The following is a 26,072-nucleotide window of genomic DNA, read 5'->3' on the forward strand; positions in this document are numbered from 1 at the left end:
GGTTGATCTCACCGTTAGATATCTTTAAAGCGTTGTATAGCCCGGCGCTGCTTCTTATCCGGCTTATGTTCGGGGGCCGGATTGTGCAGAATATTCAGGCGTCGGGCTTCTGCATTCTGTTCACGTTTACTTACACTTTCCGCCGTCTCTTCGTAGAGAAGCTGGGCGTCTTTTGCGCCTCGGCGTTGGTCGCTTAGCTGCTTGATTACGACCTCTTTTTCGTCATATCCCTGGCGTAATCTGATCAGGGCTCCAACTTCGGCATTCTTGCTGGATTTGGGGCGCTGGCCGTTGTAATGTACCTTACCACCGTTGATCATCTCTTTAGCGATGGCACGGGTCTTATAAAAGCGGGCAGCCCACAGCCATTTATCCAATCGGACAGCTTTGGCTTGTTCCTGTGTTTGGGTCATAGGGTCGTTGCCTGATGTAATGATGTTGACGCAGGACAGAATTGCCGTTTGAGTGCGCTTTTCAGCGGCTCAAAGCCGGGCGGATTCAGGCGCGAAAAGTTACCATAATTGGTGAAAATTAGCCAACGCCCCAAAACGCCTTACATGTTATCGGCTTGTTGCCAAACCCTATGCTGGGTTAGCATGAGTCGATCTTATAAAGATAAATAAACAGAACAGAGGCCATATAGGCCCGGTGAATATGGATTTATTGGAAAAATTATTCAGCAGGGCCAGCCGGATCCCGCAAAAGCCTGTCAGTACCGGGGTATTCTGGTTATTGGTGGTTATCGCTCTGTATCTGGCCGCTCAGATCAGCTGGAAGCTGATCCCGACAGATTCCAATCAGCTGGCATGGCAGCCTACACTCACGTCAGCTGAAGCCGCCAGCGGTGCTGGTGCATCACTTGATGGTATCAATCGTCTGGCTTTGTTCGGCAAGGTCTCTGACAAGCCTAAAGCCGCCAAGGCTGAGCCTGTGGCGGAGATGATTACCGACGCCCCCAAAACTTCCCTTTCTATTCAGCTGACTGGTGTGGTGGCCTCGACGGCCGAGCGTAATGGTCTGGCTGTTATCGAATCCCGCGGCAGTCAGGAAACCTATAGCCTGGGTGACAAAATCAAAGGTACCTCAGCCTCATTGAAGGAGGTTTATGCCGATCGGGTGATCATTACCAACAATGGTCGGTATGAAACCTTGATGCTGGACGGTCTTAAATATACCACCCAAAGCGAAGCCAATGAGCGACTGCAGGAAGCCAAGGTGGACAGGCTGGACCAAAGAGATAACAAAAAAATCGCCGAGGAGTTGGAATATTCCCGGGACCTCTTGCTGGAAGATCCCGGCAAGATTACGGACTTTATCGCCATTTCACCGGTCAGACTTAATGGTGAAGTCTCAGGTTATCGCCTGAATCCGGGTAAAGACCCCAGCCTGTTCAAGGCCGCCGGGTTCCAACCCAATGATTTGGCGAAGTCCATTAATGGATACGACTTAACCGATATGGCGCAGTCCATCGAAGTGATGGCCCAATTGCCGACGCTGACAGAAGTTTCAGTGATGGTAGAGCGTCAGGGACAACTGGTAGAAATCTTATTCAGTTTGCCGCAGCAGTGAACATGAAGCAGGGGAAATAACAATGAACAACAAGGGCTTTCGACGCAAGCTGATCGCCACTTTGGTAGCCGGAGCCGCTTTGCTGGCCCAGCCTGCCTGGTCAGAACAGTATGCGGCGAACTTCAAGGGCACTGATATTCAGGAGTTTATCAATATTGTTGGTAAAAATCTGAACAAGACCATCATCGTCGACCCAACCATTCGCGGCAAAATCAACGTTCGCAGCTATGACCTGCTGAATGATGAGCAGTATTACCAGTTCTTCCTTAATGTGCTCCAGGTATACGGCTACGCTGTGGTCGAAATGGATAACAACATTATCAAGGTGATCAAGGATAAGGACGCCAAACTGTCCAATATCCGGGTGGCTGATGATGGAAAGCCGGGCGGCGGCGACGAGATGGTGACCCGTATTGTTCCCCTGTACAACACGGAAGCCAAACAGCTCGCGCCTTTGCTGCGTCAGCTCAACGACAATGCCGGTGGCGGTAACGTGGTTAACTACGACCCTTCCAACGTGCTGATGATTACCGGCCGTGCTGCCACAGTAAACAAGCTGGTTGAGATTGTGCAAAAGGTTGACCAGCAGGGTGACGTTGAAACCCAGGTGGTTAATTTGAAGCATGCCTCGGCTTCAGAGGTAGTGCGTATTATCGACACTCTGTATCGCTCCTCCGGTAATCAGGCGCAAATGCCAGGTCAGGCACCCAAAGTCGTGGCCGACGAGCGTATTAACGCCGTGATAGTCAGTGGTGATGAAAAAAGCCGTGAACGTGTTGTCGCCCTGATTAAGAAGCTGGATGAAGAGCAAGCCAGTAATGGCAACACCAAGGTACGTTACCTGAGATATGCCAATGCTGAAGATCTGGTGGATGTGCTGACCGGCTTCGCCGAGAAGCTGGAAGAGGAAAAAGATGGGGGTAAATCCCGCTCTGCCCGTAACAGCAAAATCAATATTATGGCCCACACGGACACCAATGCTTTGGTGATCAGTGCTGAGCCGGATCAGATGCGTACCCTGGAAAGCGTCATCAACCAGCTGGACATTCGTCGTGCGCAGGTATTGGTTGAAGCCATTATCGTGGAAGTCGCCGAAGGCGATGATGTTGGTTTTGGCGTGCAGTGGGCGACCACCGCAGGTGGTGGTACTCAGTTTAACAATCTGGGCCCAACCATAGGCGAGATTGGTGCCGGTATCTGGCAGGCTCAGGGCGAAGAGGGCACCACAGTGTGTACCGAAAATGGTACCTGTACCGAGAACCCGGATACCCGAGGTGACATTACCCTGCTGGCACAGGCGCTGGGTAAGGTGAATGGTATGGCATGGGGTGTGACCATGGGCGACTTTGGTGCTCTGGTGCAGGCTGTGTCCAGCGATACCAACTCCAACGTACTGGCTACGCCTTCTATTACTACCCTGGATAACCAGGAAGCCTCCTTTATTGTCGGTGATGAAGTCCCTGTACTGACAGGTGCCCAGAACTCCTCCAATGGTAACTCCAACCCATTCCAGACCGTTGAGCGTAAGGAAGTGGGTGTGAAGCTGAAAGTGATCCCTCAGATCAACGAAGGCACATCGGTGAAATTGACCATTGAGCAGGAAGTATCCGGTATCAATGGTAAAACCGGTGTGGATGTGACCTTCGCTACCCGTCGTTTGACCACCACAGTGATGGCTGACTCAGGCGAGATTGTGGTGCTGGGCGGTTTGATCAACGAAGAGGTGCAGGAGAGCGTACAGAAGGTACCTTTCCTGGGTGATATCCCGATTATCGGGCACCTGTTCAAGTCATCCAGCAGCGGCAAGAAGAAAAAGAACCTGATGGTGTTTATTAAGCCGACCATTATTCGTGATGGTGTCACCATGGAAGGTATTGCCGGTCGTAAGTACAACTACTTCCGCGCACTGCAGCTGGAACAGCAGGAGCGTGGCGTAAACCTGATGCCAAATACAGATGTACCAATTCTGGAAGAGTGGAGTCAGGAAGAGTACCTGTCGCCTGAGGTGAATGAAATCCTCGAGCGTTACAAAGATCGCAAGGGTCTGGATATGAAGATGCGTCAGACAGAGCCTGTGCTGAAAACCCTGGACGAGCAGAAGCAGAAAGACGGATCCAATGACTAATTCACAGCAGTCTCATACCCAAGATGCCCATGACGAGCTGGCGGCAATGTCCAGCGAGCTGGGCATGGATGTGGAAGCTCAGGGTGATGAAGTATTTGAAGCCATGGGCAGAGAGCGTTTGCCCTTTGCCTTTGCTCACAGGTATACCCTGGTGCTGGCCAAAACAGATGATCAGCCGCTGACTCTGTTTTATACCGAGACAACGCCGGTTGCAGCCCTGTTGGAGGCCCGTCGTTTTACCGGTAAAGACCTGCCGCTGGTACAACTTGCCCAGAACGAGTTCGAAGCTAAGCTGACCCAGGCCTATCAGGCCAACTCCTCTGAGGCCCAGCAGTTGATGGAAGATCTCGGTAACGAGATGGACCTGTTTACTCTGGCTGAAGAGCTGCCCCAGACAGAAGATCTGCTTGAGGGCGATGATGATGCGCCTATCATTCGTTTGATCAACGCCTTGTTGTCGGAAGCGATTAAAGAGGAAGCCTCGGATATCCACATTGAAACCTATGAGAAGCAGCTGGTTGTACGCTTCCGGGTGGATGGTGTGCTGAAAGAGGTGCTCAAGCCCAACCGTAAACTATCGTCACTCCTGGTTTCCCGTATCAAGGTTATGGCGCGTCTGGATATTGCCGAGAAGCGGGTTCCGCAGGATGGCCGTATCTCTCTGCGTATCGGTGGCCGGGCTGTGGATGTGCGGGTATCAACCATGCCATCAAGCCATGGCGAACGTGTGGTACTGCGTCTGCTGGACAAGAATGCCGGCAACCTGAACCTGGCGCAGCTGGGTATGACGCCTTCTGTGCGGACCCAGTTCGATGACCTGATCCGCAAGCCACACGGCATTATTTTGGTGACCGGTCCAACCGGCTCGGGTAAGAGTACCACTCTGTATGCCGGTCTGACTGAGATTAACACCCGGGATACCAATATCCTGACGGTGGAAGATCCAATTGAATATGAACTTGAAGGTATAGGCCAGACCCAGGTTAATACCAAGGTAGATATGACCTTTGCCCGCGGCCTGCGCGCGATTCTGCGTCAGGATCCGGATGTGGTGATGATAGGTGAAATCCGCGACCTGGAAACAGCCCAGATCGCCGTACAGGCCTCTTTGACCGGTCACCTGGTTATTTCCACCCTGCACACCAATACCGCTTCAGGCGCTATTACCCGATTGCAGGATATGGGGGTTGAGCCCTTCCTGGTCTCGTCCAGTTTGCTGGGGGTATTGGCTCAACGTCTGGTGCGTACTCTGTGTCCTGACTGTAAAGAGGCGCACAAGCCCGATGCCCGTGAGCGGGAGCTGCTGGGTATGGAAGATGGCGATGAAATGATTTACAGAGCCAAAGGTTGTAAAGCCTGTGGCTATAACGGTTATCGCGGTCGTACCGGTATCCATGAACTGCTGGTTGTGGATGATCAGGTACGTGAGCTTATCCACGGCGGTAAAGGTGAGCTGGCTATCGAGCGTTACGTTCGTAAGCATACGCCAAGTATCCGCTTCGATGGCATGGCCAAGGTCAGAGCGGGTATTACCACTCTGGAAGAAGTGCTGCGTGTGACCCGGGAGGAATAATCCATGCCGGCGTTTGAATACAAAGCACTGGACCGCAAAGGTAAGCAAAACAAAGGGGTGATTGAGGCTGATACTGCCCGTCATGCCCGTACTCAGCTGCGAGATCAGGGGCTGATGCCTCTGGATATTCAGCCCGTAGTCGAAAAGGAAACCCGCAGTGCCACTGGTGGCCTGCGTCTGTTCAAGCGTAAGGTTTCCACGGCGGAACTGGCACTGCTCACCCGTCAGCTGGCGACTTTGGTAGCTGCCGGTTTGCCAGTGGAAGAAGCGCTCAAGGCTGTGGGACAGCAGTGTGAGAAAGACAGGCTGGCCTCCATGATTATGGCGGTTCGCTCCCGGGTTGTTGAAGGTTACTCTCTGGCCGATTCCATGGCCGAGTTTCCCCATGTATTTGATGATCTCTACCGTGCCATGGTGGCATCCGGCGAAAAATCCGGTCACCTGGAAGTGGTATTGAATCGTCTAGCTGATTACACAGAGCGCCGACAACAGCTGAAGTCCAAGCTTACCCAGGCGATGATCTACCCGATAGTGCTGACCATGGTTGCCATTGGGGTGATCGCCGTGCTCTTGACTGCCGTGGTGCCCAAGGTGGTGGATCAGTTCGTTCATATGGGACAGGAATTGCCCTGGACAACACGACTGCTGATCTCCAGCTCCGAGTTTCTGCAGCAATATGGTTTGATCATTCTGGGTGTTATTGCAGCAGCCGTTATCTTGTTCCAGCGGTTGCTGATGAAGCCCGGCTTCAAAATGAAATACCATACCAGCCTGCTGAAAATGCCGGTTATTGGTAAGGTCAGCAAAGGGCTGAATACGGCGCGTTTTGCGCGTACCTTAAGTATTTTGTCGGCCAGCTCTGTGCCCTTGCTTGACGGCATGCGCATTGCCAGCGATGTATTGCAGAATGTGCGGGTAAGAGACGCTGTTCAGGACGCCACAGCCAGAGTGCGTGAAGGTACCAGTCTGGGAGCGGCGTTAACCAATACCAAGCTGTTTCCGGCCATGATGCTGTACATGATCAGTTCGGGCGAGAAGAGTGGTGAGCTGGAGCAGATGCTGGAGCGGGCTGCAGACAACCAGGACAGAGAATTTGAATCCAACGTCAATATCGCCCTGGGGGTGTTTGAGCCCATGTTGGTGGTATCCATGGCGGGGGTGGTGCTGTTTATCGTAATGGCCATCCTGCAGCCGATTCTGCAGCTCAACAATATGATCAGCGGCTGACAGCAAAGCGTTTTATGTGACCCTGATGGCGTCACCTTTTAAGGAGAAGTAGACAATGCAAAGGCGCAACAGACAAACAGGTTTCACCCTGTTGGAAGTGATGGTGGTGATCGTGATCCTGGGGATCCTTGCCTCCATGGTAGTTCCCAACCTGATGGGCAACAAGGACAAGGCAGATCAGCAGAAGGCGGTATCTGACATTGTTGCACTGGAAAATGCTCTGGATATGTACAAGCTGGACAACAGTGTTTATCCAACCACTGAGCAGGGTCTGGATGCACTGGTTCAAAAGCCAAGTATCTCTCCTGAGCCACGCAACTATCGTGAAGATGGTTATCTGAAGCGTTTGCCACAGGATCCATGGCGCAATGATTATCTGCTGCTGAGCCCAGGTGAAAACGGCAAGATCGATATTTTCTCTTCGGGTCCTGACGGTCAACCAGGTACTGAAGACGATATCGGTAGCTGGAACCTGCAGAGCTTCCAGTAATGCAGTCATCCCGCCAGGCGGGTTTTACCCTGCTTGAGGTTCTGCTGGTCATTTTGTTGATGGGGCTGGCGGCATCAGCCGTTACCCTGTCGATAAACAACGCCGGGCCTGAAAAAGAGCTGGAGCGTCACGCCAGGCAGTTTGTGGCAACCACTGAATTGGTGCTGGACGAGGTGGTGATGAGCGGTCAGTTTGTTGGTCTGGTGGTGGAAGATCACAGCTATGAGTTTGTGCTCAGGCGGGAAGGTAAATGGGTTCCTCTGGAGGATGGCCGTATGGTCTCCCGCCGCGAATTTGAAGAGCCGGTCGAATTGAGTCTGGTGGTGGAAGGTTTACCACTGGTGCAGGAGGATGAAGAGGAAACCTCCTGGTTTGATGAGCCCTTTGAAGAGGCGGATGTCGGCTTTACCAAGAAGGAAAAGAAGCTGGACCCACAGGTTTTTTTGTTTCCCAGCGGCGAGATGAGTGGCTTTGAGCTCAGTTTTCTCGGCAGGGATGACAACAACAAAGATATTGATGTTCTGGTGGTGGCCAATCCACTGGGCAGACTGACGCTGGGCAGAGAAGATGAATACCCGGCGAATTAAATTCAAATCCGGCAGGGGGATGACCCTGCTGGAAGTGATGGTTGCCATGGCGGTATTTGCCATTGCGGCAGTAGCCATCACCAAGACACTGGCAGAGATGATGTCCAACATGCCGGTGCTGGAAGACAGAACCCTGGCGCAATGGGTAGCCGACAACCAGATGGTTGATGCCCGACTCAGCGAGCCTTTTCCTGCCATAGGCAAGAAAAATGGCAAAGAGGAACTGGCGGGTAAGGAGTGGTACTGGCGCCGGGAAGTGGTGAAAACCACAGACGATAAATTTCGCATGATACGTATCAGCGTCAGTGATGATGAGAGATTTAAGCGTATCAAGGCACAGGTGAGCAGTTATGTGGCGAATCAGGAGTAAAGGCAGCCGGGGTTTTACCCTGCTGGAGATGCTGATTGCCATCGCCATCTTTGCCATGTTGGGTGTCACTGCCAATGCCGTGTTGCAAACAGTGATGCGCAATGATCAGGTAACCCAGGATTTTTCGTTGCGACTGAAAGGTATGCAACAGGGGTTTGGTGCCATTAGCCGGGATCTGGCACAGATGGTGGCCCGTAGTCCCCGGTTGCTGGAAGGCGGCCGTAGTAACACGATTTTTCAGGCTGGTCCCAACCTGTTGGACTCGCAGTCTGAAGGGATCAGTTTTTACCGACTGGGTTGGCTGAACCCAGAGGGAATACTGCCCAGAGGTAGCATTCAGGCCGTGGCTTATGTCCATGTGGAAGACAGGCTTGAGCGTTGGTATTACCCCTATCCGGATCCTGAGCTGGGTGCTGAACCTGAAAAGACAGTGCTGATGGATAAGGTGTTAGAGGTGAAGTATGCCTTTTTTCTCAACGACAGTTGGGAGAAAACCGCCGATGGCAGTGTGATGCCAAAGGCGATCGCCATGGAAGTTGAGTTGGATGGTCTTGGGGTTGTCACCCGCAAGTTCCTGCTGCCTGAGCAGGGCAGTGTTAAAGCCGATAACGATGACAATGGTGGCAACAACGGCGGAAATAACTCTGGTAGCAACAACACAGGTGGTAATAACTCCGGCGGTTCCGGCTCTGGTGGTTCCGGAGGCGGTGGTGAGCAAAAGCCGGGGACCTGATCATGATTAAAAAACAAAAGGGTGTCGCCCTGCTGGTTGTGCTGCTGATTGTGGCGGTGATAGCGGTGATAGCTGCAGATATTACCGGTCGTAACCAGTTATCTGTGCGCCGCACCATGAACCTGACCCAATATGATCAGGCTTACTGGTACGCCATCAGCGCCGAAGAGCTGGCGAAGAAAGTGCTAAAACAGGATATGGATGACGCCGACGGTACGGTGCATCTGCAGCAGTATTGGGCGCTGGCCGATGTTGTTTTCCCGGCTGAATATGGCGAGATTGGCGGCGAGATGAAGGATCTTCGCAGCTGTTTTAACCTCAATGCCTTGTCGCAGCCCAGCGAAGAGAATGAGAATGGTCAGCCTAAAATGCCGCTGCCAACCCGCCAGTTTCAGGCGCTTTTGGTGGCATTGGGTATGGATGACTTTATGGCTGAAAGCCTCAGCCATACGGTAAAAGATTATCTGGACGAAGACACAGTCGCCAGTCCTTTCGGCGCTGAAGATTCTGAGTATGAGTCCCGCACTGTGCCCTATCGCGCGGCCAATACTCTGATGAATGACAAGAGTGAGTTGCGGGCCGTAATGGGTGTGACGCAGGAAGTTTATCAGGCGCTGGCGCCCTATGTGTGTGTGATACCGGGTAACAGCGATCAGGTGTTGAACATCAACACGGTTGATGTAGAGCAGGCCGCACTGTTGGCGGCCATGTTTGATAATCAGATTTCTGTGGGTGAAGCGGAAAATCTGATAGGTCAACGCCCTGCCGCAGGTTATGAAAATCTTGAAGATTTTTGGACTGACGCCAACCCGGGAGCCGGTGTTGATGCCAAGATGAAGTCCAGTATCGTGGTCGACAGTAAGTATTTTTTGCTGCATGCAGGTGCCCGGGTCGACAACGCCATTTTCCAGATGGAGAGTGTGCTGAAGAATTCAGGTGGCCAGTTTAAAGTGGTTACCCGCCAGTTTGGCGCCCAGAACAAAACAGAAGACAAGCAAGCTGCCGAAGAGAAGCGTAGCTGATGGAGAGTCAGTGTGATTGAACGGTTATTTATCCACCTGGGAAGTGCTTACGAACAGCCCTGTTCCTGGCTGGTGTGGTCAGAGCAGGAGCAGGAGATTATCGCCTCCGGTGAGCTGGCCAATGCCGGTGAACTGAGCTCATTAACTGAGCGCGCCGGCAATCGTCCGGTAGAAGTGCTGGTGTCCAGCGCAGCACTGGCCATGACTCAGGTAACTCTGCCTGAGAAAGGTCAGCGTCAGGCACTGAAAGCTCTGCCATTTATGCTGGAAGAACAACTGGTCGATAATGTCGAGCAGATGCACTTTGTGGTGGGCGCCCGGGAAGGTGAGCAGCTGAACGTGGTCGCGGTAACCCATGAGCAGATGCAGAACTGGCTGGAGTGGTTAACCGAAGCAGGGCTCAAGGCCAGAGTGATAGTGCCAGACTGTCTCGCACTGCCGCTGGCCGATTGCCAGTGGGCAGCCATGATGTTTGGCCGTGAACTTCTGCTGAGAACATCTGTTGGTTCCGGGCAAAGTATTCCGGCTGATTGGTCCGAAGTGATAGTGCCCAGACTGCTGCCGACAGGCGGCGATGAGCAAGTCTCTGTCGCAACATATACCAGCATGACAATTCCGGGTACTCAGGTGCATGAGCAACCGCTGGAGCTGCCATTGCAGGTGCTGGCCAGGGGGTTGCCACAGGCTGGAATTAACCTGCTCAGCGGGGTCTATAAGCCCAAGCGTGAGCTCAGCAAGCATTTAACCCTGTGGCGAAATGCGGCCATAGCCGCGGGTATTGTGGTGGTGTTGGCTCTGGCGAACAAGGGGATCAATATCTATCGGATCGACGCGCAGATTGCCGAGCTGAAAGCCCAGACTGAGAGCATTTATCGCAAAGCCGTGCCCGGCAGCAGCCGTATTGTGAACCTGCGCAGTCAGATGAAGAGTGAGCTGGGTAAACTTCAGGGGCAGGGCGGTGGTGATCGCCTGTTTGCCATGTTGGTATCTCTCGAGGGTTCCTTTAATCAGGTGCCTGAATTGCGCCCTGACAGCCTCAGGTTCGACAGCAATCGCGGCGAGTTACGTATGCAGGTCAGCGCCAAGAGCTATGGGCAGATAGAGAAGTTCAGAGAGTTGGCCGGTAAAGATTTTGATGTCAGCGCCGGCGCTATGAACAGCAGTGATGATCAGGTGACCAGCACTCTGACCCTGAGGAGTCTGTAATGGAAAATTTCAAAGCCTGGTGGGCGGGTCTGGCTCAGCGCGAGCAGCAAATGTTGTCCGCCGCTGCCGTGGTTGGGGTGATTGGTGTGCTGTATTGGGGAATCTGGACCCCAATTGCCAACGCCGAAGAGGACGCCCGCCGTCAGCTGCAGGCGCAGCAACAAACACTCAGCTATGTAAAGCAAACGGCCAATAAGATAATGTCGTTGCGCCAGAGTGGTGGTCAGGCAGCATTTCGGGGAAGCTTGAGTTCAGCGGTTACAGGTTCTGCCGCCAAGTATGGTCTGGAAATTACCCGTATGCAGCCACAGGGAGACAAGATCCAACTCTGGATGGATGATGTGCCTTTTGATGCACTCCTGGGTTATCTGAACGAACTGGTGCAGCAAAAAGGCCTGGCACTGGATAATCTGGATGTTTCCTCTACCGACACCCCCGGCTATGTTCAGGTTCGCCGGGTGCAGTTGTCTCGCTGAACGACAATAAACAGGAAGTAAGCGTGGTTAAAAAGATTCTTTTGGGGTTGCTGATTTACCTGGTGTTTATGGTCGCCCTGTTTCCCGCAAGGGTTGCGGTGCAACTGGCACCCCTGCCTCCACAGGTTAAAGTCGCCGGCGTTACAGGTACCATCTGGGATGGCAGCGCCGATATGGTCACGGTTGACAGGCGTCAACTGGAGCAGGTGAACTGGAATCTGCAGTTTTTACCTCTGTTGATGGGGAAAGTGTCTGCTGAACTGTCTGTAGGCAACAGAGCCAGTGCAGTTGCCGGACGGGGACTGGTATCCTGGTCTATGTCAGGTATTCAGGCTGAAGATCTACGTTTTGAAGCCCCCAGTGGATTTTTGATTGGCAATGCCAGACTGCCCTTCAGAACCAAGGTTGATGGCGAACTCAGTTTGATTGTGCCTGAGCTGGAGCAAGGCCAGCCCTGGTGTGAAGCCTTGACGGGTAAAGTATTCCTGAATCATCTGGCAGTAAAAAACCAGTTTGGTGATTACCCGCTGGGCAACATCCAACTTGGACTGGCCTGTCGGGATGGTGAGGTGGTGCTGAGTACCGATGAGAACAGTAATCAACTCGGCGTCAAAGGTGAAGTGACGGTTGGCGAGAATAACAAGCTGCTGGTTAATGGCAAGATTCGTGAAACCGATGCACAGCCGGGTGACCTGAAGCAGGCTCTGGGTTTCCTTGGCCCACAGGATCAGGATGGCTACTACACTATCCGTTATTCCGGCGTGATCCCCGGGCTGTGATTGATTACCTTAATGAAAAGGGCGCTGATGCGCCCTTTTTTAATGTCTATTGCCCTGTGCCTATTGGCTTTGCAGCTCTTCCAGCAACAAGTGGTAATCGTCAATTGCCGGGAAGTCGGCAAACGCTTTGTGGGGCTTTTGACTGTCGGGATTTTTGATGCCCAGTTGGAAACCCACTCCGGCTTTGCGGGCGGCAGCCAGTATGTGTTCACTGTCATCAATAAACAGGCAGCGCTCTGGCTCAAGTTCAAATTGCTCAAACAACGCGGTCCAGAATGCGGGGTGCTCCTTGGGATAGCCGGTTTCATGGCTGGAAATCATTTTATCCAGTCCGCGCCTCAGCTCGGTATGCTCGAGCTTAAGTTGTAGGTTGTCGGGGTGGGCATTGGTGACCAGAATCCTGAGCTTGCCGGCTTGCTCCAGGGCCTGCAGAAACGGCATGCTGTCCTGCCGCATCTGAATACGCTCGACCATCTCCCGGTGCAGTGCCAGAACATCCAGTCCGAGTGTGTCACGCCAGTAATCCAGGCAATACCAGTTGAGAGTGCCGGAGACCTGCTCATACTGAGCCTCCACCAAAGCTCTGGCTTCGTCGATACTGATCCCTTTTTCCCGCGACAGCTCCCGGGGAACCAGCTGCAGCCAGAAGTGATTGTCGAAATGCAGATCCAACAGGGTGCCATCCATATCCAGCAGCACAGTGTCAATTTTGTCCCAGGGAAGCATTGAATACCTTTCCTTTTTTCTTATTCTTGAGAGAGTAAATTACAGTTGTGGATTAAAAACAGAATAGTAAGATTAATTGTATCCAACTTAATTAAGGTGCGAACTGAGTTCAGAGGGATTTTGACAGGGTCCGCATCCATTATCACCCTATGCTAAGAGGCCGCTATGTCGCAACGGCAAAAGCCTGAAATTCTCCACCGGGAAGTGGTTGCCCGCAGTCGTCTGTTTCAGGTTGAGCAGGTGCATTTGAAGTTCTCCAATAATGTGGAGCGTTTTTACGAGCGAATGAAGGGTGGAACCCGCGGCGCCGTAATGGTGGTGCCTGTGCATCAGGGAAAATTGTTGCTGGCGAGGGAATATGCGGCCGGTACACATGACTACGAGCTTGGCTTCCCCAAGGGGTTGATCGATCCCGGTGAAACACCCGCTGAGGCCGCCAACCGCGAGCTTCAGGAGGAGATAGGTTTTGCCTCTGGCAAGCTGACTTTGTTGAAAGAGCTGAGCCTGGCTCCCGGTTATTTTGCCAGTAAGATGCAGATATTTCTGGCCGAAGAGCTGACAGAAAGCCAGCTGGAAGGCGATGAGCCTGAGCCGATTGAAGTGGTGCCCTGGCCGCAGCAGGAATGGGAGCAACTACTGGAGCGGGAAGATTTTTCTGAGTCCCGTAGCGTTAGCGCATTGTTTTTGGCGCAAAAGCATCTAAAACTTTAAGTAACATCTTTTTCCGGGTCACCGGAAATGTCTGGGCAGTGACCGGAGTAGTTATGCAGCCTGAAAACCTGATTGAAGCCGTTATCAATGTTGCCACAGAGGCTGGCACCAAGATCCGTGAAATCTATTTGGGTGGGGAGTTCGACCGGGAGATCAAGGCCGACAATACGCCTGTGACCTCAGCTGACCTCGCATCCCACGCCATTATTCTTTCAGGTTTGTCAGCACTGACGCCGGAAATTCCCGTGCTCTCGGAGGAGGCCGCCGATATTGCCCTGAGTGAGCGTTGTAAGTGGCAGAGATACTGGCTGGTCGACCCGCTGGATGGTACAGGTGAGTTTATTGCCGGTAGCGGTGATTTTTCAGTGATTATTGCCCTGGTTGAACATAACAGGCCCATTATGGGCGTGGTCTATGTTCCCATGACGGGCGTCTGCTACTACGCCATTGCCGGGCTGGGTGCCTATAAGCGCAGTGACCAGGGGGAGGTTCGCATCAGCAGCCATCCTATTCTGGACTCAGAGCATCCTGCATTACGACTGGCGGTCAGTCGCCGTCAGGACCCCCAATCTGTATTGCGACTGTTTCATGATCCCCGCCACTGTGAATTGGTTGTCATGGGTGGTGCAGCGCTTAAGTCCTGTCTGGTGGCAGAGGGCCGGGCAGACTGTTATGTGCGGGTTGGTCCAACCGGCGAGTGGGACACGGGTGCGGCCCAGATCATAGTTGAAGAAGCTGGCGGCCAGTTAATGGATATCACGCTTAACCCACTGAGTTACAATGAAAGGGAGACTATGGAAAATCCCAATTTCATTGTGGTGGGAGCGCCACAACTGGCCTGGGATAAAATATTGGAAGGTCATTGATTGAATCCCGTAATTTCTATCGACGCTGCCGCCAAATCTGATTTGGCGGCAGTTTTTTTGCTCGAACAGCAGGTGTTTGGCAGTCACTCTTACCCTGACTTTTTCTTTCGCCAGGTATTCGATTGTTGGCATGACGGTTTGATGCTGGCACGGGATAGCGACTCGGGTCGGTTGGCGGGTTATCAGCTGGCCGTGCGAGCCGCCAACCCTGAGGATTTCTGGATACTGTCACTGGCAGTATCCAGCGAATATCGAGGTAAAGGCATAGGCAAACAGCTTATCCGTGCCGGTATCTCTGCTGTGCCTGATGGGGTAAAGCGGGTAATGCTGACGGTATCTCCTGATAACCCTGCCCGGTGTCTGTATGAGGCTGAAGGCTTTGTTGAAATTGGTTTCGAGGACGATTACTTTGGTCCGGACGAGGCCAGAATGCTGATGGCCTTGCAACTATAGCGCTGACAGGGCGAGCTTGGCCTGTCTCGGTCCAGGAATGCACTGAATAAGGATTGTGAACCTATGTTCTTCAGCAGACGTTTTTTCCCTTACTTTGTCGTGCAGTGCCTGGGCGCGCTCAACGATAATGTTTACAAGAACGTGTTACTGCTGATGATCGCCTGGGCGAGTCTGGATTCATTGCCCATGTCGGTGGATCTGTTCGTCAATCTTGCTGCAGCCCTGTTTATTCTGCCCTTCCTTATCTTCTCTGCCCATGCCGGGCATCTGGCTGACAGTCGTGACAAAGCCTGGCTTATCCGCCGTCTGAAGTGGATTGAACTGCTGCTGATGGGCGCAGGGGCTCTCGCTATTTTGACTCAGAGTTATCTGGCTATGTTGGGGTTATTGTTTCTTATGGGTACCCAATCAGCTTACTTTGGGCCGGTAAAGTATGCTTTATTGCCACAATCACTGGCACCGGGTGAATTGGTCCAAGGCAACGCCTGGGTTGAGGTAGGCACCTTTATGGCCATTCTTGGCGGTACGCTGGGGGCCGGGCTGATTATGTCCGCCTTTGAGGCTCAGACTATCAGCGCTGTGGCTGTGGTCGCCTTTGCTCTGCTTGGATTAATTGCCAGTCAGTTTATTCCGTCTCTGCCGCCACTTGGTGAGGTGACTGAACGCAAAGGCAACTGGCAAATACTTAAATCAGTAAAGTCACAAAAGCAGATATTCATTGCGATTCTGGCCATCAGTTGGTTCTGGTTTGCCGGGGCTATTTATCTGACTCAGTTCCCCAACTTTACCCGCAGTGAACTGTTTGCCACACCCGCTGTAGTGAGCTTGCTGCTTGCACTGTTTTCCCTTGGGATTGGGACTGGGTCATTTCTTTCGGTGAAGCTCGCACGGGGCAAAGTGGAATTGGGACTGGTGGCTTTGGGGGCATTGGGACTCATGCTGTTTGGCTGCGCGTTGGATGCTTCCCTGATGTGGGTCAACCCACCGGCAGAGGGAAGCTACACTCTGGGAGCTTTTGCCGCCACAGGGGCTCACTGGTGGCTTTTAGGCTCACTGTTTATGGTAGGTGTCAGTGGAGGCATCTACATAGTGCCTTTGTACAGTTTTATTCAGGCTGAAGCGAGGCCGGCCGAGCGAGCCCAGGTGATCGCTGCCAACAACATATTCAATGCGCTGTTTATGATTGGTTCTGCGGCGTTGGCTATTGTGTTGTTAGAGGTGTTCGGCTGGAGTATCCCTGAGTTTTTCCTCTTGATTGCACTGGCTAATCTGCTGGTGATTTCACTTCTCTACATAGGCAGCGTGCATTTCCGGCTCGCCTTCGTGAAGTACCTGTTCCGCAGGGCGTAATCCCCTGACGATAGATAAAAAAACGCCTCCAATTGGAGGCGTTTTCTATGGATTCGATCTCTGTATCAGGTGGCCAGTGGCTGTTGATCTCTCGGGGCTTTAAAGCTTTTGATCAGCATGTAAATACAGGTGCTGGCCAAACAGATGCCCAGATACATCAACAGGCTGAATTGCATATCCTTGAACACGGATGCCAGCATAGGACCGGCAACACTGCCCAGACTGTAGCTCAACAGCATAAACTGAGTCGCTGCGACTATCTTGCTGGTGCTCATAGAGTCACAGGCCAGCGTAATAGCGACCGGGTACAGAGCAAATGTGCTGGCGCCCAGCAGCGAGTAGCCAATCGCCATGGTGATATTGTCATTGGCGGTGACCAACATAAACACACTGGCGGCACCCAACAGGCAGAACAGGGCCATCAGCAGGCTCTTGCTCATGCGGGTAGAAAGGTAGCTCACCAAAGGCTGCACCATCATACCGCCCAGAATCACCATAGCCATCAACAGACCGGTTTGAGTCTCGTTACCTGTCTGGTTTTTGATGTAAATTGGCAGCATGCCGTATATTGGACCCATGGTCAGGCCTGACACCAAACAACCCATAATGGCCGGACGGCTAAGGTTCTTTACATCGCGCCAGGCAATTTTCTGATGCTCCATCGCTGCAGGCTGGCCTTTTTTCACCAACAGAGGTGGCAGGATAGCTGTCGCGATCAGAATACAAACCAGAGTGTATGGCAGTAGTCCCTGGGTACCGAATTGACCAATACCCAGCTGGCCGATGGCGGTGCCACCGTACAGTGAGGTCATATACAGGCCCAGGCGTTTGGCGCGCTGTTTGGCGCTGTCGGTCATCAACAGCCAGGATTCAACCACGACAAATACACCGGCAACAGCAATACCCGCCAACAAACGGGCCAGCATCCAGACTTCGGCGCTGGGCAGAGCAATCATCAACAAAATGGTCGATAACAGGGCTGCCAGAAACAGAATAAATGAAATTCTGTGGCCAATTTTAGCAACGACAGGCTCAATACCGGTTGCACCCAATAACAGGCCCAAATAAAAGACGCTGGCCAACCAGGGGGCGAGGGAAATCTCCAGCCCGAAGGATGGCAATGAAAGCGGGATCAGACTCATTAAGTAGCCTGATGCCAATGCGAAAACACTCAGACCGGCAACCGGAACGAAAGTGCTGTTTTTACTGGAGGAAGTCGTGCTCATTCCCACCTTGGGTGCTCCGGAAAAAGAGAAAAAATGGTGATAAATTCGGCGCGACTCTAAGTCCGATTCTGACACTGGTAAAGCGAGTTAATTTTGCGTTGACGGTCAATAAAATTGCACGATTTCCAGCATATTGATTTGCGTGTTTTTTGTTCGGAAACGGGGCGAAAAAGGAGAGCTTTTGACCCAAAAACAAGTGGTTTTGATAGTTTGAGAGCAACTTGATGCTAAAGGCGTCATTTCATAACATTGAATTAGGTAAAAAACAGGGATATTTTAATGGCAAATATTGTTTTGGTTGCCAATCTGAATTGTGACCGCATTTTGCGACTGGATAAGCCATTGGTTACCGGCGGACGTTTTCATTATGAGGATATGGGACGTCGTCTGGGCGGTGGTGGTGCCAACACAGGGTTAGGGTTGGTGTGGGCTGGTCACAGAGTCGCTTTGGTCAGCCAGGTCGGCCGTGATGAAGTTGGAGACTGGTTGTTGGCTGAGTCCAGCACCCGTGGGTTGGACTGTCATCTGGTGTCCCGTCTTCAGGGCAGTACCAGCGAGATGATGCTGATGATGAGCCCAGATGGAGAACGTACCATTATTCGTCCTCAGCGGCCTTTGTTTGAACTGCCGGCACCGCCACGTTGGCAGCACTGGGATGCGCTCTATATTAATTCCAGCGCCGAAGGTTCAGTCAGTTGGGCCAAAACCGCCCTGAACCATTGCCTGGTGGTGGCGCAGTTGGCTAAAGATAATCGTCATCGTCCCTGCCATATTTTGCTGGCATCTGAGTCTGATCTGGCCGGACGCAGTGAACTTTCATGGTGGGAGTTTGCACTGAGTATTGCCGGAGAGCAGCTGCAGGCATTTGTGGTCACTCATGGGAAAGCGGGCGCCAGCCTGTGCTCATCCCAAGGTGTGGTTCGTATTGCGGCGGTCGAAGCTGAGCTGGTAGACGATACCGGGGCTGGCGATGCCTATGCCGGTGGTCTGATACATGGGTTACTGTCAGGTCACTCTTTAGCTGATGCAATGGCCGAGGCGGCAAGGTGGGGGGCGATGGCGGTGGCGACCGAAAGCTCAGTACCGGGCAAACTGTTAAAAACTTATCTCGACAATGAGCTTTAATCTTAATGAAAACAGTATGTCACCCCGGTGTCATTATCCGACACCATAATGGTCCCGCTTTAGCTTGATGTAATCTCGTTTTCATGAACATCCGTTCTTGTCTCCCCGGCCTTTGGCCGGGGATTTTCTTCAGATGTTTGCTTCTTCAGCTAAGGCTGTCCAGCCACTCATGCACTTCCTGATGAGTGCCCTTGAAGCGAATTCGGGGCGCTTTCTTCTCCATCTGGAAGTGGTACATAGGGTCGTAATACAGCTCAAGCAGCTGGGCTATCCACAATAAGTGACCTGAGAGGTCGTTACGGGACTCCTGCATCACCAGCGCATCTTCGACCTGCTGACGGATCTCTGCTGCCGCTTTGCCACCAAGGCGCTTCTCGATACCTTTCTGGCTGCGCACCAGATAATCTTTGAACGCTTCCATACCGGCTTCGTCACCCATGCGCTCGACATAGCCAGAATGCATAATAATGACGTAATCATTCAGCAGACGTTGCAGTCTGTCGTCCCAGGCTTCTTCCAATACCACCACGTCTGCCTGCTGCATCTGTTCATGGAATGGCTTGGGAATGGCGTTGCGGCCAATGAGGAAGCTCTCATCCTCAAGCAAGAGTCGCTGGTGTCCGGCAGCTTCATGCTTGAGCAAAGCCACGGCCAGTTGGTTTTCGAAGTTAATCTGTGAAGGTTGAGGATCATGCTTTTTGCCAAAGCTGGAACCCCTGTGGTTGGCGATGCCTTCCAGATCCACGGCTTCTTTGCGCAGTTGCAGGAAGTCAGTCTTGCCTGATCCTGTGATGCCGCTGAGAATCATCATGGGAACGCGAGTTGGATTCTGCTCGATAACCTCGATCAGATATTGTCGCATCGCCTTGTATCCGCCCTCAACGAAGGGGATCTCGATACCGGCTTCTTTAATCCATTGCTGAGTGATACGCGAGCGCAGACCACCGCGGAAGCAATACAGATAGGCGTTGGGATTGGCCCGGATAAAGTCAATCCAGGCATCGACACGTTGCTGCTTAATCTTGCCGCGAACCAGTTGATGTCCCAGCTCCATTGCCGCTTCCTGACCCTGCTCTTTATAACAGGTGCCCACCTTCTGGCGTTCACCATCAGTCATTAATGGCAGGTTGACCGAAGCCGGGAAGGCACCCTTGGTAAATTCAATGGGCGCACGGCTGTCGATCATGGGACGGTCAGCAAGAAAGATGTCGCGATACTGACCGGCGGGAATGATGTTCTGACTCATCAGATCAATTCCACCCACTGATCCTGATTAGTCTTGGCTATCAGAGTGCCAATACAGACAGGCTCTATACCTTCACTCCTAAGCAGTTCCTGCAGTGCTGCTTCACCATCGGCGTTAACGGCAACCAGCAGGCCGCCACTGGTTTGTGGGTCGCACAGCAGTGCTTTCTGCTCATCGGTCAGTTGGGGCAGGTGTTCACCATAACTGTCGAAGTTTCTGTGGGTGCCACCGGGTACACAACCCAGTTCAAGATAATGTCTGGCCTTCTCCAGCAGTGGCAATTTGGCAAGATCTACTGAGGCATGGACATCGGCCCCCTGGCACATCTCCAGCAGGTGACCTGCCAGACCAAAGCCGGTGACATCAGTCATGGCATTCACGCCCGGCAGTTTGGCGATACGGGCGCCAATCTTATTCAACTGACACATGGCGTCGACGGCAATATGCCCGTCTTCATCAGCCAGCTTCTTCTGCTTTTGCGCTGTGGTCAAAATGCCGATACCGATCGGCTTGGTGAGATACAGGCGATCACCAGCTTTGGCTGTGTCGTTCTGCTTGAGTTCGTTCAACGGGATTTGACCTGTCACCGCCAGGCCAAAGATAGGCTCAGGCGCGTCTATGCTGTGGCCACCTGCCAGCATAATACCGGCGTCGGCACAGGCCTGACGGCCGCCATCTACTACCTGTTGGGCGATTTCAGGGCTCAGTACATTGACCGGCCAGCCCAGAATGGCGATTGCCATAATAGGTGTGCCGCCCATGGCGTAAATGTCGCTGATGGCATTGGTTGCCGCGATCCGGCCAAAGGTAAATGGGTCGTCCACAATCGGCATAAAGAAGTCAGTGGTACTGATTATGCCGGTTTCGTCGTTCAGCTTGTAAACGGCAGCATCATCACGACTCTGGTTGCCGACCAGCAAATTGGGGTCTTTAAATACCGGAAGCTGGGACGCCAGAATGGTGCTCAGAACTTTGGGGGAAATTTTGCAGCCGCAACCTGCGCCGTGGCTGTATTCAGTGAGTTTGATGCCGGACTCTGCCATAGTTCACAAACCTGTATGTGGGACATATCTGTATGGAGTTTAATGGCGACCATAATAATCAGATACGGCCACCATGCAAGGTGGCCGTCAGGCTTTAACTTGGTTTTGTGGCTCAGGCGTACTGATGAGTCAGCTGTCGCCACTGTTTAACTTGCTGAGCAAGCTGAACTTTAAGTGCTAACACCTGTTCGTTGAGTTGCTGGACACACAATTTTTGACGTCTGGCATCCAGCAGCGCTTTTTTGGCCTGGTAGTAGCTGCTGAGCTTTTCTCTCAGGGCATCGTACTCGTACTGCAAGGTCTCCAGCACTTCATCACAATTTGGCAGTTGCGCCACTTTATTACTGGCGTGCTTGAGCTGCATCTGCAGCATGGCGGTTTCGATTCTTTCCTGTGGGACCTTCCTCAAATCTTTCGCCTGACCGCACCAGGCCAGCAAGTTGATCAGCCACTTTGTTGGATCGTAGTGCCACCATTTAATGCCGTTACGATAGTCGTACTCAAAGATGTGGTGGAAATTGTGGTAGCCCTCGCCGTAGGTAAAGAAGGCCAAAACCCCGTTGTCCTTGGCTGTGTTCTTGTCTGTATAGGGTTGGCTGCCCCAGATATGAGCCAGAGAATTGATAAAGAAAGTACAGTGGTGAACCAGTACCAGACGCATCAATCCCGCCAACAGCAGCATGGATAGTATGTCGCCATTGAGCCAACCCAGAAACGCCGGCAGGCCTATGTTCATCAGTAAGACCAGCTTGAGGTAGTGGTTGTGCTGCCACATAACGATGGCATCATTCTGCAGATCCCGCACATTCTTGTAGTCGTGGTACCTGTGAGCCTGATACTCCCTCAGCATCCAGCCGATATGACTGTACCAGAAGCCCATATTGGCGGAGTAGGGATCTTTGTCGTTGTCATCCACATGTTTGTGGTGAACCCTGTGGTCGCTGCTCCAGTGTAATGCTGAGTTTTGCAGCGCCAATGCGCCGCCGAGGGCAAACAGAAAGCGGGCGGGGGCACTGGCTTTGTATGTCTTGTGAGACCAGAGTCTGTGATAACCGGCGGTAATCGACAGTCCACTGAAAAATGCCAGCAAACCAAAGGCCAGCCATTCCATTCCGTCAAAACCGTGGGTGAATCCCCGCCAGGGCACCAATATCAGCGCACCAAAAAAGGTCAGGGCAAAGAAGGCTACATTAAGCCAAAGAACAGGGGGTTTTCGCTTCATTGGATTTCCATTTCTGTTTTGAGCGTACATCTGTAAGCCAATTTAGTAGTAAACCTTTGATGCGTCAAGGTAACGCCAATGTAAACAGACCAGTTGCTGCAGCCTGTGGGAACAGGCCGAAGCTTCTGCTGCCGGGGCTGTGTTTTGTTTGTAAAATCGGTATTATTTGCTGATTCCACTTAGATTATTGTGAGCGGCAGGATGGGGATCAGAGCGCAACAAAAAGAAAAAACCAGACGGGCTTTGGTTGATGCAGCATTTAACCAGCTGAGTGCGGAAAGAAGTTTTTCCAGTCTGAGCCTGCGGGAGGTTGCCCGGGAAGCCAATATCGCACCGACCTCTTTTTATCGTCACTTCAAGGATATGAACGAACTTGGATTGACCATGGTAGATGAAGGTGGCCTGACGCTGAGACAGATGATGCGTAAAGGACGCCAGCGTGCTGAGGCCGGTGGCAGTGTCATCCGTATTTCGGTGGAAACCTTTATGGAAGTACTGGATTCCAACCCCAACGTATTCCGCATTTTGCTGCACGAACGTTCTGGCACCTCCGCCGCTTTCCGCGCTGCGGTTGCCCGGGAGATAGAACATTTTATTTCTGAGTTGGCGCATTACACGGAAGACAGAGTCGGCCGCAATCCCGAGCTGGCCCGGGCCCAGGCTGAAGCTCTGGTGACCCTGGTGTTCAACGCTGGTGCTGCCGCTCTGGATATGAAGCGGGTTGAACGCAAAGAGCTGGCCGAGCAGTTGGTGATGCAACTGCGCATGGTCGCCAAAGGTGCCGAGGCACTTCAGCACAAGCTGGATGGTAAATAACTGCTATCCGGAACAACAGACAAAACAAAAGGAGCCAATTGGCTCCTTTGTTGTATCTAAAGCGACGCGGTTATTTGCGCTCCAGCAGTACGCCACACTCCATATGGTGGGTGTACGGGAATTGATCAAACAGAGCAAAACGGCTGATCTTGTGGGTTTCGCTCAGGGCATCCAGGTTGTCTCTGAGAGTATCCGGGTTACATGAGATATACAGGATGCGTTCATAGCCCTGCACCAGCTTGACTGTGTCCGGGTCCAAACCAGCGCGTGGTGGGTCTACAAAGATGGTGTTGCACACATAGCTTTTCAGATCTACGCCTTCCAGACGTTTGAACTTACGGCCGGTGCTCATGGCTTCGCTGAAGTCTTCTGCAGACATACGGAAGATCTGCAGATTCTCAACACCATTTACCTTGATATTGTATTGGGCGGCGTCCACTGACGGCTTGGCCAGTTCGGTGGCCAGTACACGGTCAAAGTTCTGCGCCAGCGCAATAGAGAAGTTACCGTTCCCACAATACAGCTCCAGCAGATCGCCACTGCTGTCTTTGGTTACATCCAGCGCCCACTCCAGCATTTTTACTGCCACTTTAGCGTTTGGCTGGGTAAAGGAGTTCTCAATCTGCTTATAGTGGTAGTCGCGACCATTAACGTTCAGGGTCTCAACCACAAAGTCGCGGTCGAGTTCGAACTTTTGCTTACGGGCGCGGCCGATCAGGTTAACGTTGAACTTTTCAGACAGGCGGCTCTTCAGGGCCCGGGCTTCTTCCATCCAGGCATCGTCCAGCTGTCTGTGGTACAGCAAAGACACCAGAATTTCACCACTCAGGGTCGACAGGAAATCAACCTGGAACAGTTTGCGGCGCAGCACCTGATTGGGACGCAGCTCTTCCATCAGAGCGAGCATCATCTCGTTAATCAGCTTACCGGCAGGCAGATACTGGTCGGTACGTATTTTTACCTTTTCTACATTGTCGAACATATAGTAGAAGAGGTCGTCGCCATCGTGCCAAACACGAAACTCACTGCGCATGCGGTAGTGAGTTGGATCGGATGGGAAGACTTCAAGAGCGGGTGGCAGATACTTGGCAAAATCCTGTTCCAGCAAAGCTCGCTTTTCATTTAGCTGAGCGTCATAGCTTGTTGGGTCCATAGCTGCAAAGTTCATGTGTCTCTTACCACCTGTGTCTGTCGTTTGGGGCGCAAATAGTATACTACAGCCAGCAGTTGTCCAGTTTCTTCACTTTACGCTTCACCAGCCAGTGTGTGAAAATTTCATTTTCCCTCCTTTCTATCAGCCAATGGGAGTTTGCGTGTTCCGGCCTATTCTTGTTTTTGACTCAGGTATTGGTGGTTTATCCGTACTATCGGAGATCCGTAGCCTGCTGCCCGGCCGGGATTATGTGTACCTGTTTGATAATGCAAGACTGCCCTACGGTGAATTGCAGGATGAAGTCTTGATCTCCGGTTGTGTGGACCTGGTGGTCAGACTCGCCCGGCAAATTGATGCTGCCCTGGTCGTGATAGCCTGTAATACCGCCAGTACTTTGGTTCTGCCTGCATTGCGCGCCCAACTGTCTATACCTGTAGTTGGCGTTGTTCCCGCGATTAAGCCTGCGGCCCAGTTGAGTCGGGTGGGCGAGATAGGGTTGCTGGCGACCCCAGGTACTATCAAACGTGATTACACCAGACAATTGATAGAAGACTTTGCCGGTGATTCTCAGGTTCATCTGTTTGCCAGTTCAGAGTTGGTGCTGTTGGCTGAGCGAAAGATGGCAGGAGATCCGGTTAATAATGAAGACCTGATGAAAATCCTGGCACCAATCAAGCAAACTGGCCTTGATGTGCTGGTACTGGGCTGTACTCACTTCCCTATGTTGAAGCAGGAGATGAGAGAGTGCCTGGGTGACAAGGTGTCATTACTGGATTCGGGGAAAGCTATCGCCCGCAGAGTGGACTCACTGTTACCTGATAATAGTATGGTGACTGAAAAGATGGGGTTACTGCTGGGATACCACACTACCGCGAATATTGAGCCTGGCTTATGTGAGAGATTGGAGCTGCTGGGGTTCAGCAAATTGAGTTACTTCCCCCCGGCAGAATAGGATCAACTGTTATCTGAGTCGCCGTTGTCCTGGGTCTTTGCTTCACGCACTTTAATGGTACGCTCTTGAAAATTGAAATCGTTCAATTTGGCAAGAGCTTCCCTGGCGCCGGACTCAGCCATTTCAACAAAGCCAAAACCTTTACGTCGACCTGTCTTGCGATCCCGTACCAAACGTACTGTGCTTACCGCACCATATTGTTCAAATAGTTCTTTTACTTCTCCTTCGTGTACCCGATAAGGCAAGTTGCCTACATATAATGTCATCATAGGTCCCTGATAATCGGCCTGACTCTTGGCTGAAGATGCTGAAAGAAACATAAACAGCAGGGCAGCAATAATGGCGCCCGCAAAGAAAGCGATAGAAGCAGAGAATGCAGGTGCAAACTGATGAATTCCAAAAGCACCGATAAATGCGGCAATAACCACAACTAGAAATGACTTCTGCATAAGACTCTTCTCTAAATTATGTGAAGATAAGGTAAATGCTGTTAACAGCCTTGTTCATGGTAATGAATTATTTGCTTTAGCTCCATAGGCTTGCTGAAAATTTGAGCCGCAGCAGGAGGTGTTTGTCACAGTTTCTGGCGCAAGTTGCTGCATAATTGCCCGTAGTGGTCTATTGCTTGTTCGAAAAGTTCAATTCCTGAGCAGTCGTGCTGAGTTTCGATAAAAAGCCCTTGCTCAATTAATTCAGCTCCCTATAATGCGCCTCCATCGACACGGCACAACGGGCAGCAAAGCTTGATGAGCAGGTCGAAAGGGAAGGTCGCTAACGGCAACTGACCCTAGCATGAAAAGCCTCTTCTGAGCATTTCATCGACAGATGAAAAAGCTCATGAAAAAAGGGCTTGACGCCAAAAAGCGGTTGTGTAGAATACGCAGCCCTCGGGGTTGAAAATAAACTTCCTCGGACGTTCTTTAAAAATTTATTACTAGACAATCTGTGTGGACATTCACAGTAGTTGATGAGGTCGACAAAGACTTATTCTCCTTCACTGGAGACATCAATGAACGAAGTTCGCGC

Annotated in this window: 27 protein-coding genes; 19 read left to right on the top strand and 8 right to left on the bottom strand. The window is 52.1% G+C overall.

Annotated elements, in window-relative coordinates; all coding sequences use genetic code 11:
- Positions 1 to 14: 14 nt before the first annotated feature.
- On the bottom strand, positions 15 to 413 hold the full coding sequence (gene hslR / locus L2725_RS20695; protein WP_248937540.1) for a ribosome-associated heat shock protein Hsp15: 399 nt from the start codon (positions 411 to 413) through the stop codon (positions 15 to 17).
- A 241-nt stretch (positions 414 to 654) separates the two neighbouring features.
- On the opposite strand from hslR, the gene gspC reads away from it, so the two are divergent.
- From gspC to L2725_RS20755, 12 genes are all read left to right on the top strand, one after another.
- Positions 655 to 1,569, top strand: coding sequence for a type II secretion system protein GspC (gene gspC, locus L2725_RS20700; RefSeq protein ID WP_115139073.1), 915 nt, complete (start codon positions 655 to 657; stop codon positions 1,567 to 1,569).
- A gap of 22 nt (positions 1,570 to 1,591) precedes the next feature.
- Positions 1,592 to 3,694 (top strand): type II secretion system secretin GspD, encoded by a 2,103-nt coding sequence (gene gspD / locus L2725_RS20705; RefSeq protein WP_249250705.1) that lies wholly within the window; start codon positions 1,592 to 1,594, stop codon positions 3,692 to 3,694.
- Positions 3,687 to 5,267 (top strand): type II secretion system ATPase GspE, encoded by a 1,581-nt coding sequence (gene gspE, locus L2725_RS20710; RefSeq protein ID WP_283164393.1) that lies wholly within the window; start codon positions 3,687 to 3,689, stop codon positions 5,265 to 5,267. Before gspD ends, gspE begins: the two co-directional genes overlap by 8 nt.
- Positions 5,268 to 5,270: 3 nt before the next feature.
- The gene (gene gspF, locus L2725_RS20715; RefSeq protein WP_248937542.1) at positions 5,271 to 6,494 is read left to right on the top strand and encodes a type II secretion system inner membrane protein GspF; all 1,224 of its coding nucleotides are present in this window, start codon (positions 5,271 to 5,273) and stop codon (positions 6,492 to 6,494) included.
- A gap of 55 nt (positions 6,495 to 6,549) precedes the next feature.
- Positions 6,550 to 6,984: a type II secretion system major pseudopilin GspG gene (gene gspG / locus L2725_RS20720; RefSeq protein WP_115139077.1), complete on the top strand. Its 435-nt coding sequence runs from the start codon at positions 6,550 to 6,552 to the stop codon at positions 6,982 to 6,984.
- On the top strand, positions 6,984 to 7,571 hold the full coding sequence (gene gspH, locus L2725_RS20725; protein WP_115139078.1) for a type II secretion system minor pseudopilin GspH: 588 nt from the start codon (positions 6,984 to 6,986) through the stop codon (positions 7,569 to 7,571). Before gspG ends, gspH begins: the two co-directional genes overlap by 1 nt.
- Positions 7,552 to 7,941, top strand: a complete 390-nt coding sequence (gene gspI / locus L2725_RS20730; protein WP_249250706.1) for a type II secretion system minor pseudopilin GspI — start codon at positions 7,552 to 7,554, stop codon at positions 7,939 to 7,941. The genes gspH and gspI overlap by 20 nt, the downstream gene beginning before the upstream one ends.
- A complete protein-coding gene (gspJ, locus tag L2725_RS20735) occupies positions 7,922 to 8,674 on the top strand; it encodes a type II secretion system minor pseudopilin GspJ (RefSeq protein ID WP_249250707.1) in 753 nt (250 codons plus the stop codon). The genes gspI and gspJ overlap by 20 nt, the downstream gene beginning before the upstream one ends.
- Before the next feature lie 2 nt (positions 8,675 to 8,676).
- On the top strand, positions 8,677 to 9,696 hold the full coding sequence (gene gspK, locus L2725_RS20740) for a type II secretion system minor pseudopilin GspK (protein ID WP_249250708.1): 1,020 nt from the start codon (positions 8,677 to 8,679) through the stop codon (positions 9,694 to 9,696).
- A 12-nt stretch (positions 9,697 to 9,708) separates the two neighbouring features.
- Positions 9,709 to 10,902: a type II secretion system protein GspL gene (gene gspL / locus L2725_RS20745; protein ID WP_249250709.1), complete on the top strand. Its 1,194-nt coding sequence runs from the start codon at positions 9,709 to 9,711 to the stop codon at positions 10,900 to 10,902.
- Positions 10,902 to 11,378 carry a type II secretion system protein M gene (locus L2725_RS20750; protein ID WP_115139083.1) on the top strand — a complete coding sequence of 159 codons (477 nt, stop codon included), beginning with the start codon at positions 10,902 to 10,904 and terminating at the stop codon, positions 11,376 to 11,378. The genes gspL and L2725_RS20750 overlap by 1 nt, the downstream gene beginning before the upstream one ends.
- A 68-nt stretch (positions 11,379 to 11,446) precedes the next feature.
- On the top strand, positions 11,447 to 12,157 hold the full coding sequence (locus L2725_RS20755; protein ID WP_115139097.1) for a type II secretion system protein N: 711 nt from the start codon (positions 11,447 to 11,449) through the stop codon (positions 12,155 to 12,157).
- A gap of 60 nt (positions 12,158 to 12,217) precedes the next feature.
- Here the strand turns inward: L2725_RS20755 and yrfG are convergent, their stop codons facing one another.
- Positions 12,218 to 12,883 (bottom strand): GMP/IMP nucleotidase, encoded by a 666-nt coding sequence (yrfG, locus tag L2725_RS20760; protein ID WP_249250710.1) that lies wholly within the window; start codon positions 12,881 to 12,883, stop codon positions 12,218 to 12,220.
- Positions 12,884 to 13,048: 165 nt separating this feature from the next.
- On the opposite strand from yrfG, the gene nudE reads away from it, so the two are divergent.
- The 4 genes from nudE to L2725_RS20780 all read left to right on the top strand — a co-directional run bounded on the left by nudE (position 13,049) and on the right by L2725_RS20780 (position 16,263).
- Positions 13,049 to 13,594: an ADP compounds hydrolase NudE gene (gene nudE, locus L2725_RS20765; protein WP_248937550.1), complete on the top strand. Its 546-nt coding sequence runs from the start codon at positions 13,049 to 13,051 to the stop codon at positions 13,592 to 13,594.
- Between the two features lie 53 nt (positions 13,595 to 13,647).
- Positions 13,648 to 14,460 carry a 3'(2'),5'-bisphosphate nucleotidase CysQ gene (gene cysQ / locus L2725_RS20770; protein WP_115139086.1) on the top strand — a complete coding sequence of 271 codons (813 nt, stop codon included), beginning with the start codon at positions 13,648 to 13,650 and terminating at the stop codon, positions 14,458 to 14,460.
- Positions 14,461 to 14,913 carry a GNAT family N-acetyltransferase gene (locus L2725_RS20775; protein WP_249250712.1) on the top strand — a complete coding sequence of 151 codons (453 nt, stop codon included), beginning with the start codon at positions 14,461 to 14,463 and terminating at the stop codon, positions 14,911 to 14,913. It abuts the gene before it with no gap.
- A 63-nt stretch (positions 14,914 to 14,976) separates the two neighbouring features.
- Entirely contained in the window at positions 14,977 to 16,263 is a 1,287-nt protein-coding gene (locus L2725_RS20780) for an MFS transporter (RefSeq protein ID WP_249250713.1), read from the top strand.
- A gap of 65 nt (positions 16,264 to 16,328) precedes the next feature.
- Here L2725_RS20780 and L2725_RS20785 read toward each other — a convergent pair whose 3' ends face one another.
- Positions 16,329 to 17,489, bottom strand: coding sequence for an MFS transporter (locus L2725_RS20785; RefSeq protein WP_248937553.1), 1,161 nt, complete (start codon positions 17,487 to 17,489; stop codon positions 16,329 to 16,331).
- A 279-nt stretch (positions 17,490 to 17,768) separates the two neighbouring features.
- Here L2725_RS20785 and L2725_RS20790 point away from each other — a divergent pair, with 279 nt between their 5' ends.
- Positions 17,769 to 18,614: a PfkB family carbohydrate kinase gene (locus L2725_RS20790; protein WP_249250714.1), complete on the top strand. Its 846-nt coding sequence runs from the start codon at positions 17,769 to 17,771 to the stop codon at positions 18,612 to 18,614.
- Positions 18,615 to 18,759: 145 nt separating this feature from the next.
- On the opposite strand, the gene mnmH is transcribed toward L2725_RS20790, so the two are convergent.
- From mnmH to L2725_RS20805, 3 genes are all read right to left on the bottom strand, one after another.
- Positions 18,760 to 19,860, bottom strand: a complete 1,101-nt coding sequence (mnmH, locus tag L2725_RS20795) for a tRNA 2-selenouridine(34) synthase MnmH (RefSeq protein WP_249250715.1) — start codon at positions 19,858 to 19,860, stop codon at positions 18,760 to 18,762.
- Positions 19,860 to 20,903 (bottom strand): selenide, water dikinase SelD, encoded by a 1,044-nt coding sequence (gene selD, locus L2725_RS20800; RefSeq protein ID WP_249250716.1) that lies wholly within the window; start codon positions 20,901 to 20,903, stop codon positions 19,860 to 19,862. The genes mnmH and selD overlap by 1 nt, the downstream gene beginning before the upstream one ends.
- 112 nt (positions 20,904 to 21,015) lie before the next feature.
- The gene (locus L2725_RS20805) at positions 21,016 to 22,125 is read right to left on the bottom strand and encodes an acyl-CoA desaturase (protein ID WP_249250717.1); all 1,110 of its coding nucleotides are present in this window, start codon (positions 22,123 to 22,125) and stop codon (positions 21,016 to 21,018) included.
- Between the two features lie 201 nt (positions 22,126 to 22,326).
- Here L2725_RS20805 and fabR point away from each other — a divergent pair, with 201 nt between their 5' ends.
- Positions 22,327 to 22,941: an HTH-type transcriptional repressor FabR gene (gene fabR / locus L2725_RS20810; protein WP_115139093.1), complete on the top strand. Its 615-nt coding sequence runs from the start codon at positions 22,327 to 22,329 to the stop codon at positions 22,939 to 22,941.
- Positions 22,942 to 23,011: 70 nt separating this feature from the next.
- Here fabR and trmA read toward each other — a convergent pair whose 3' ends face one another.
- Positions 23,012 to 24,109: a tRNA (uridine(54)-C5)-methyltransferase TrmA gene (gene trmA / locus L2725_RS20815; RefSeq protein ID WP_249250718.1), complete on the bottom strand. Its 1,098-nt coding sequence runs from the start codon at positions 24,107 to 24,109 to the stop codon at positions 23,012 to 23,014.
- Positions 24,110 to 24,242: 133 nt separating this feature from the next.
- Here trmA and murI point away from each other — a divergent pair, with 133 nt between their 5' ends.
- Positions 24,243 to 25,046 carry a glutamate racemase gene (gene murI / locus L2725_RS20820; protein WP_283164394.1) on the top strand — a complete coding sequence of 268 codons (804 nt, stop codon included), beginning with the start codon at positions 24,243 to 24,245 and terminating at the stop codon, positions 25,044 to 25,046.
- A 2-nt stretch (positions 25,047 to 25,048) separates the two neighbouring features.
- Here the strand turns inward: murI and L2725_RS20825 are convergent, their stop codons facing one another.
- A complete protein-coding gene (locus L2725_RS20825) occupies positions 25,049 to 25,495 on the bottom strand; it encodes an RNA recognition motif domain-containing protein (protein ID WP_115139096.1) in 447 nt (148 codons plus the stop codon).
- Positions 25,496 to 26,072 lie beyond the last annotated feature (577 nt).

The organism is Shewanella corallii (assembly GCF_023349125.1).
Lineage (GTDB): Bacteria > Pseudomonadota > Gammaproteobacteria > Enterobacterales > Shewanellaceae > Shewanella > Shewanella corallii.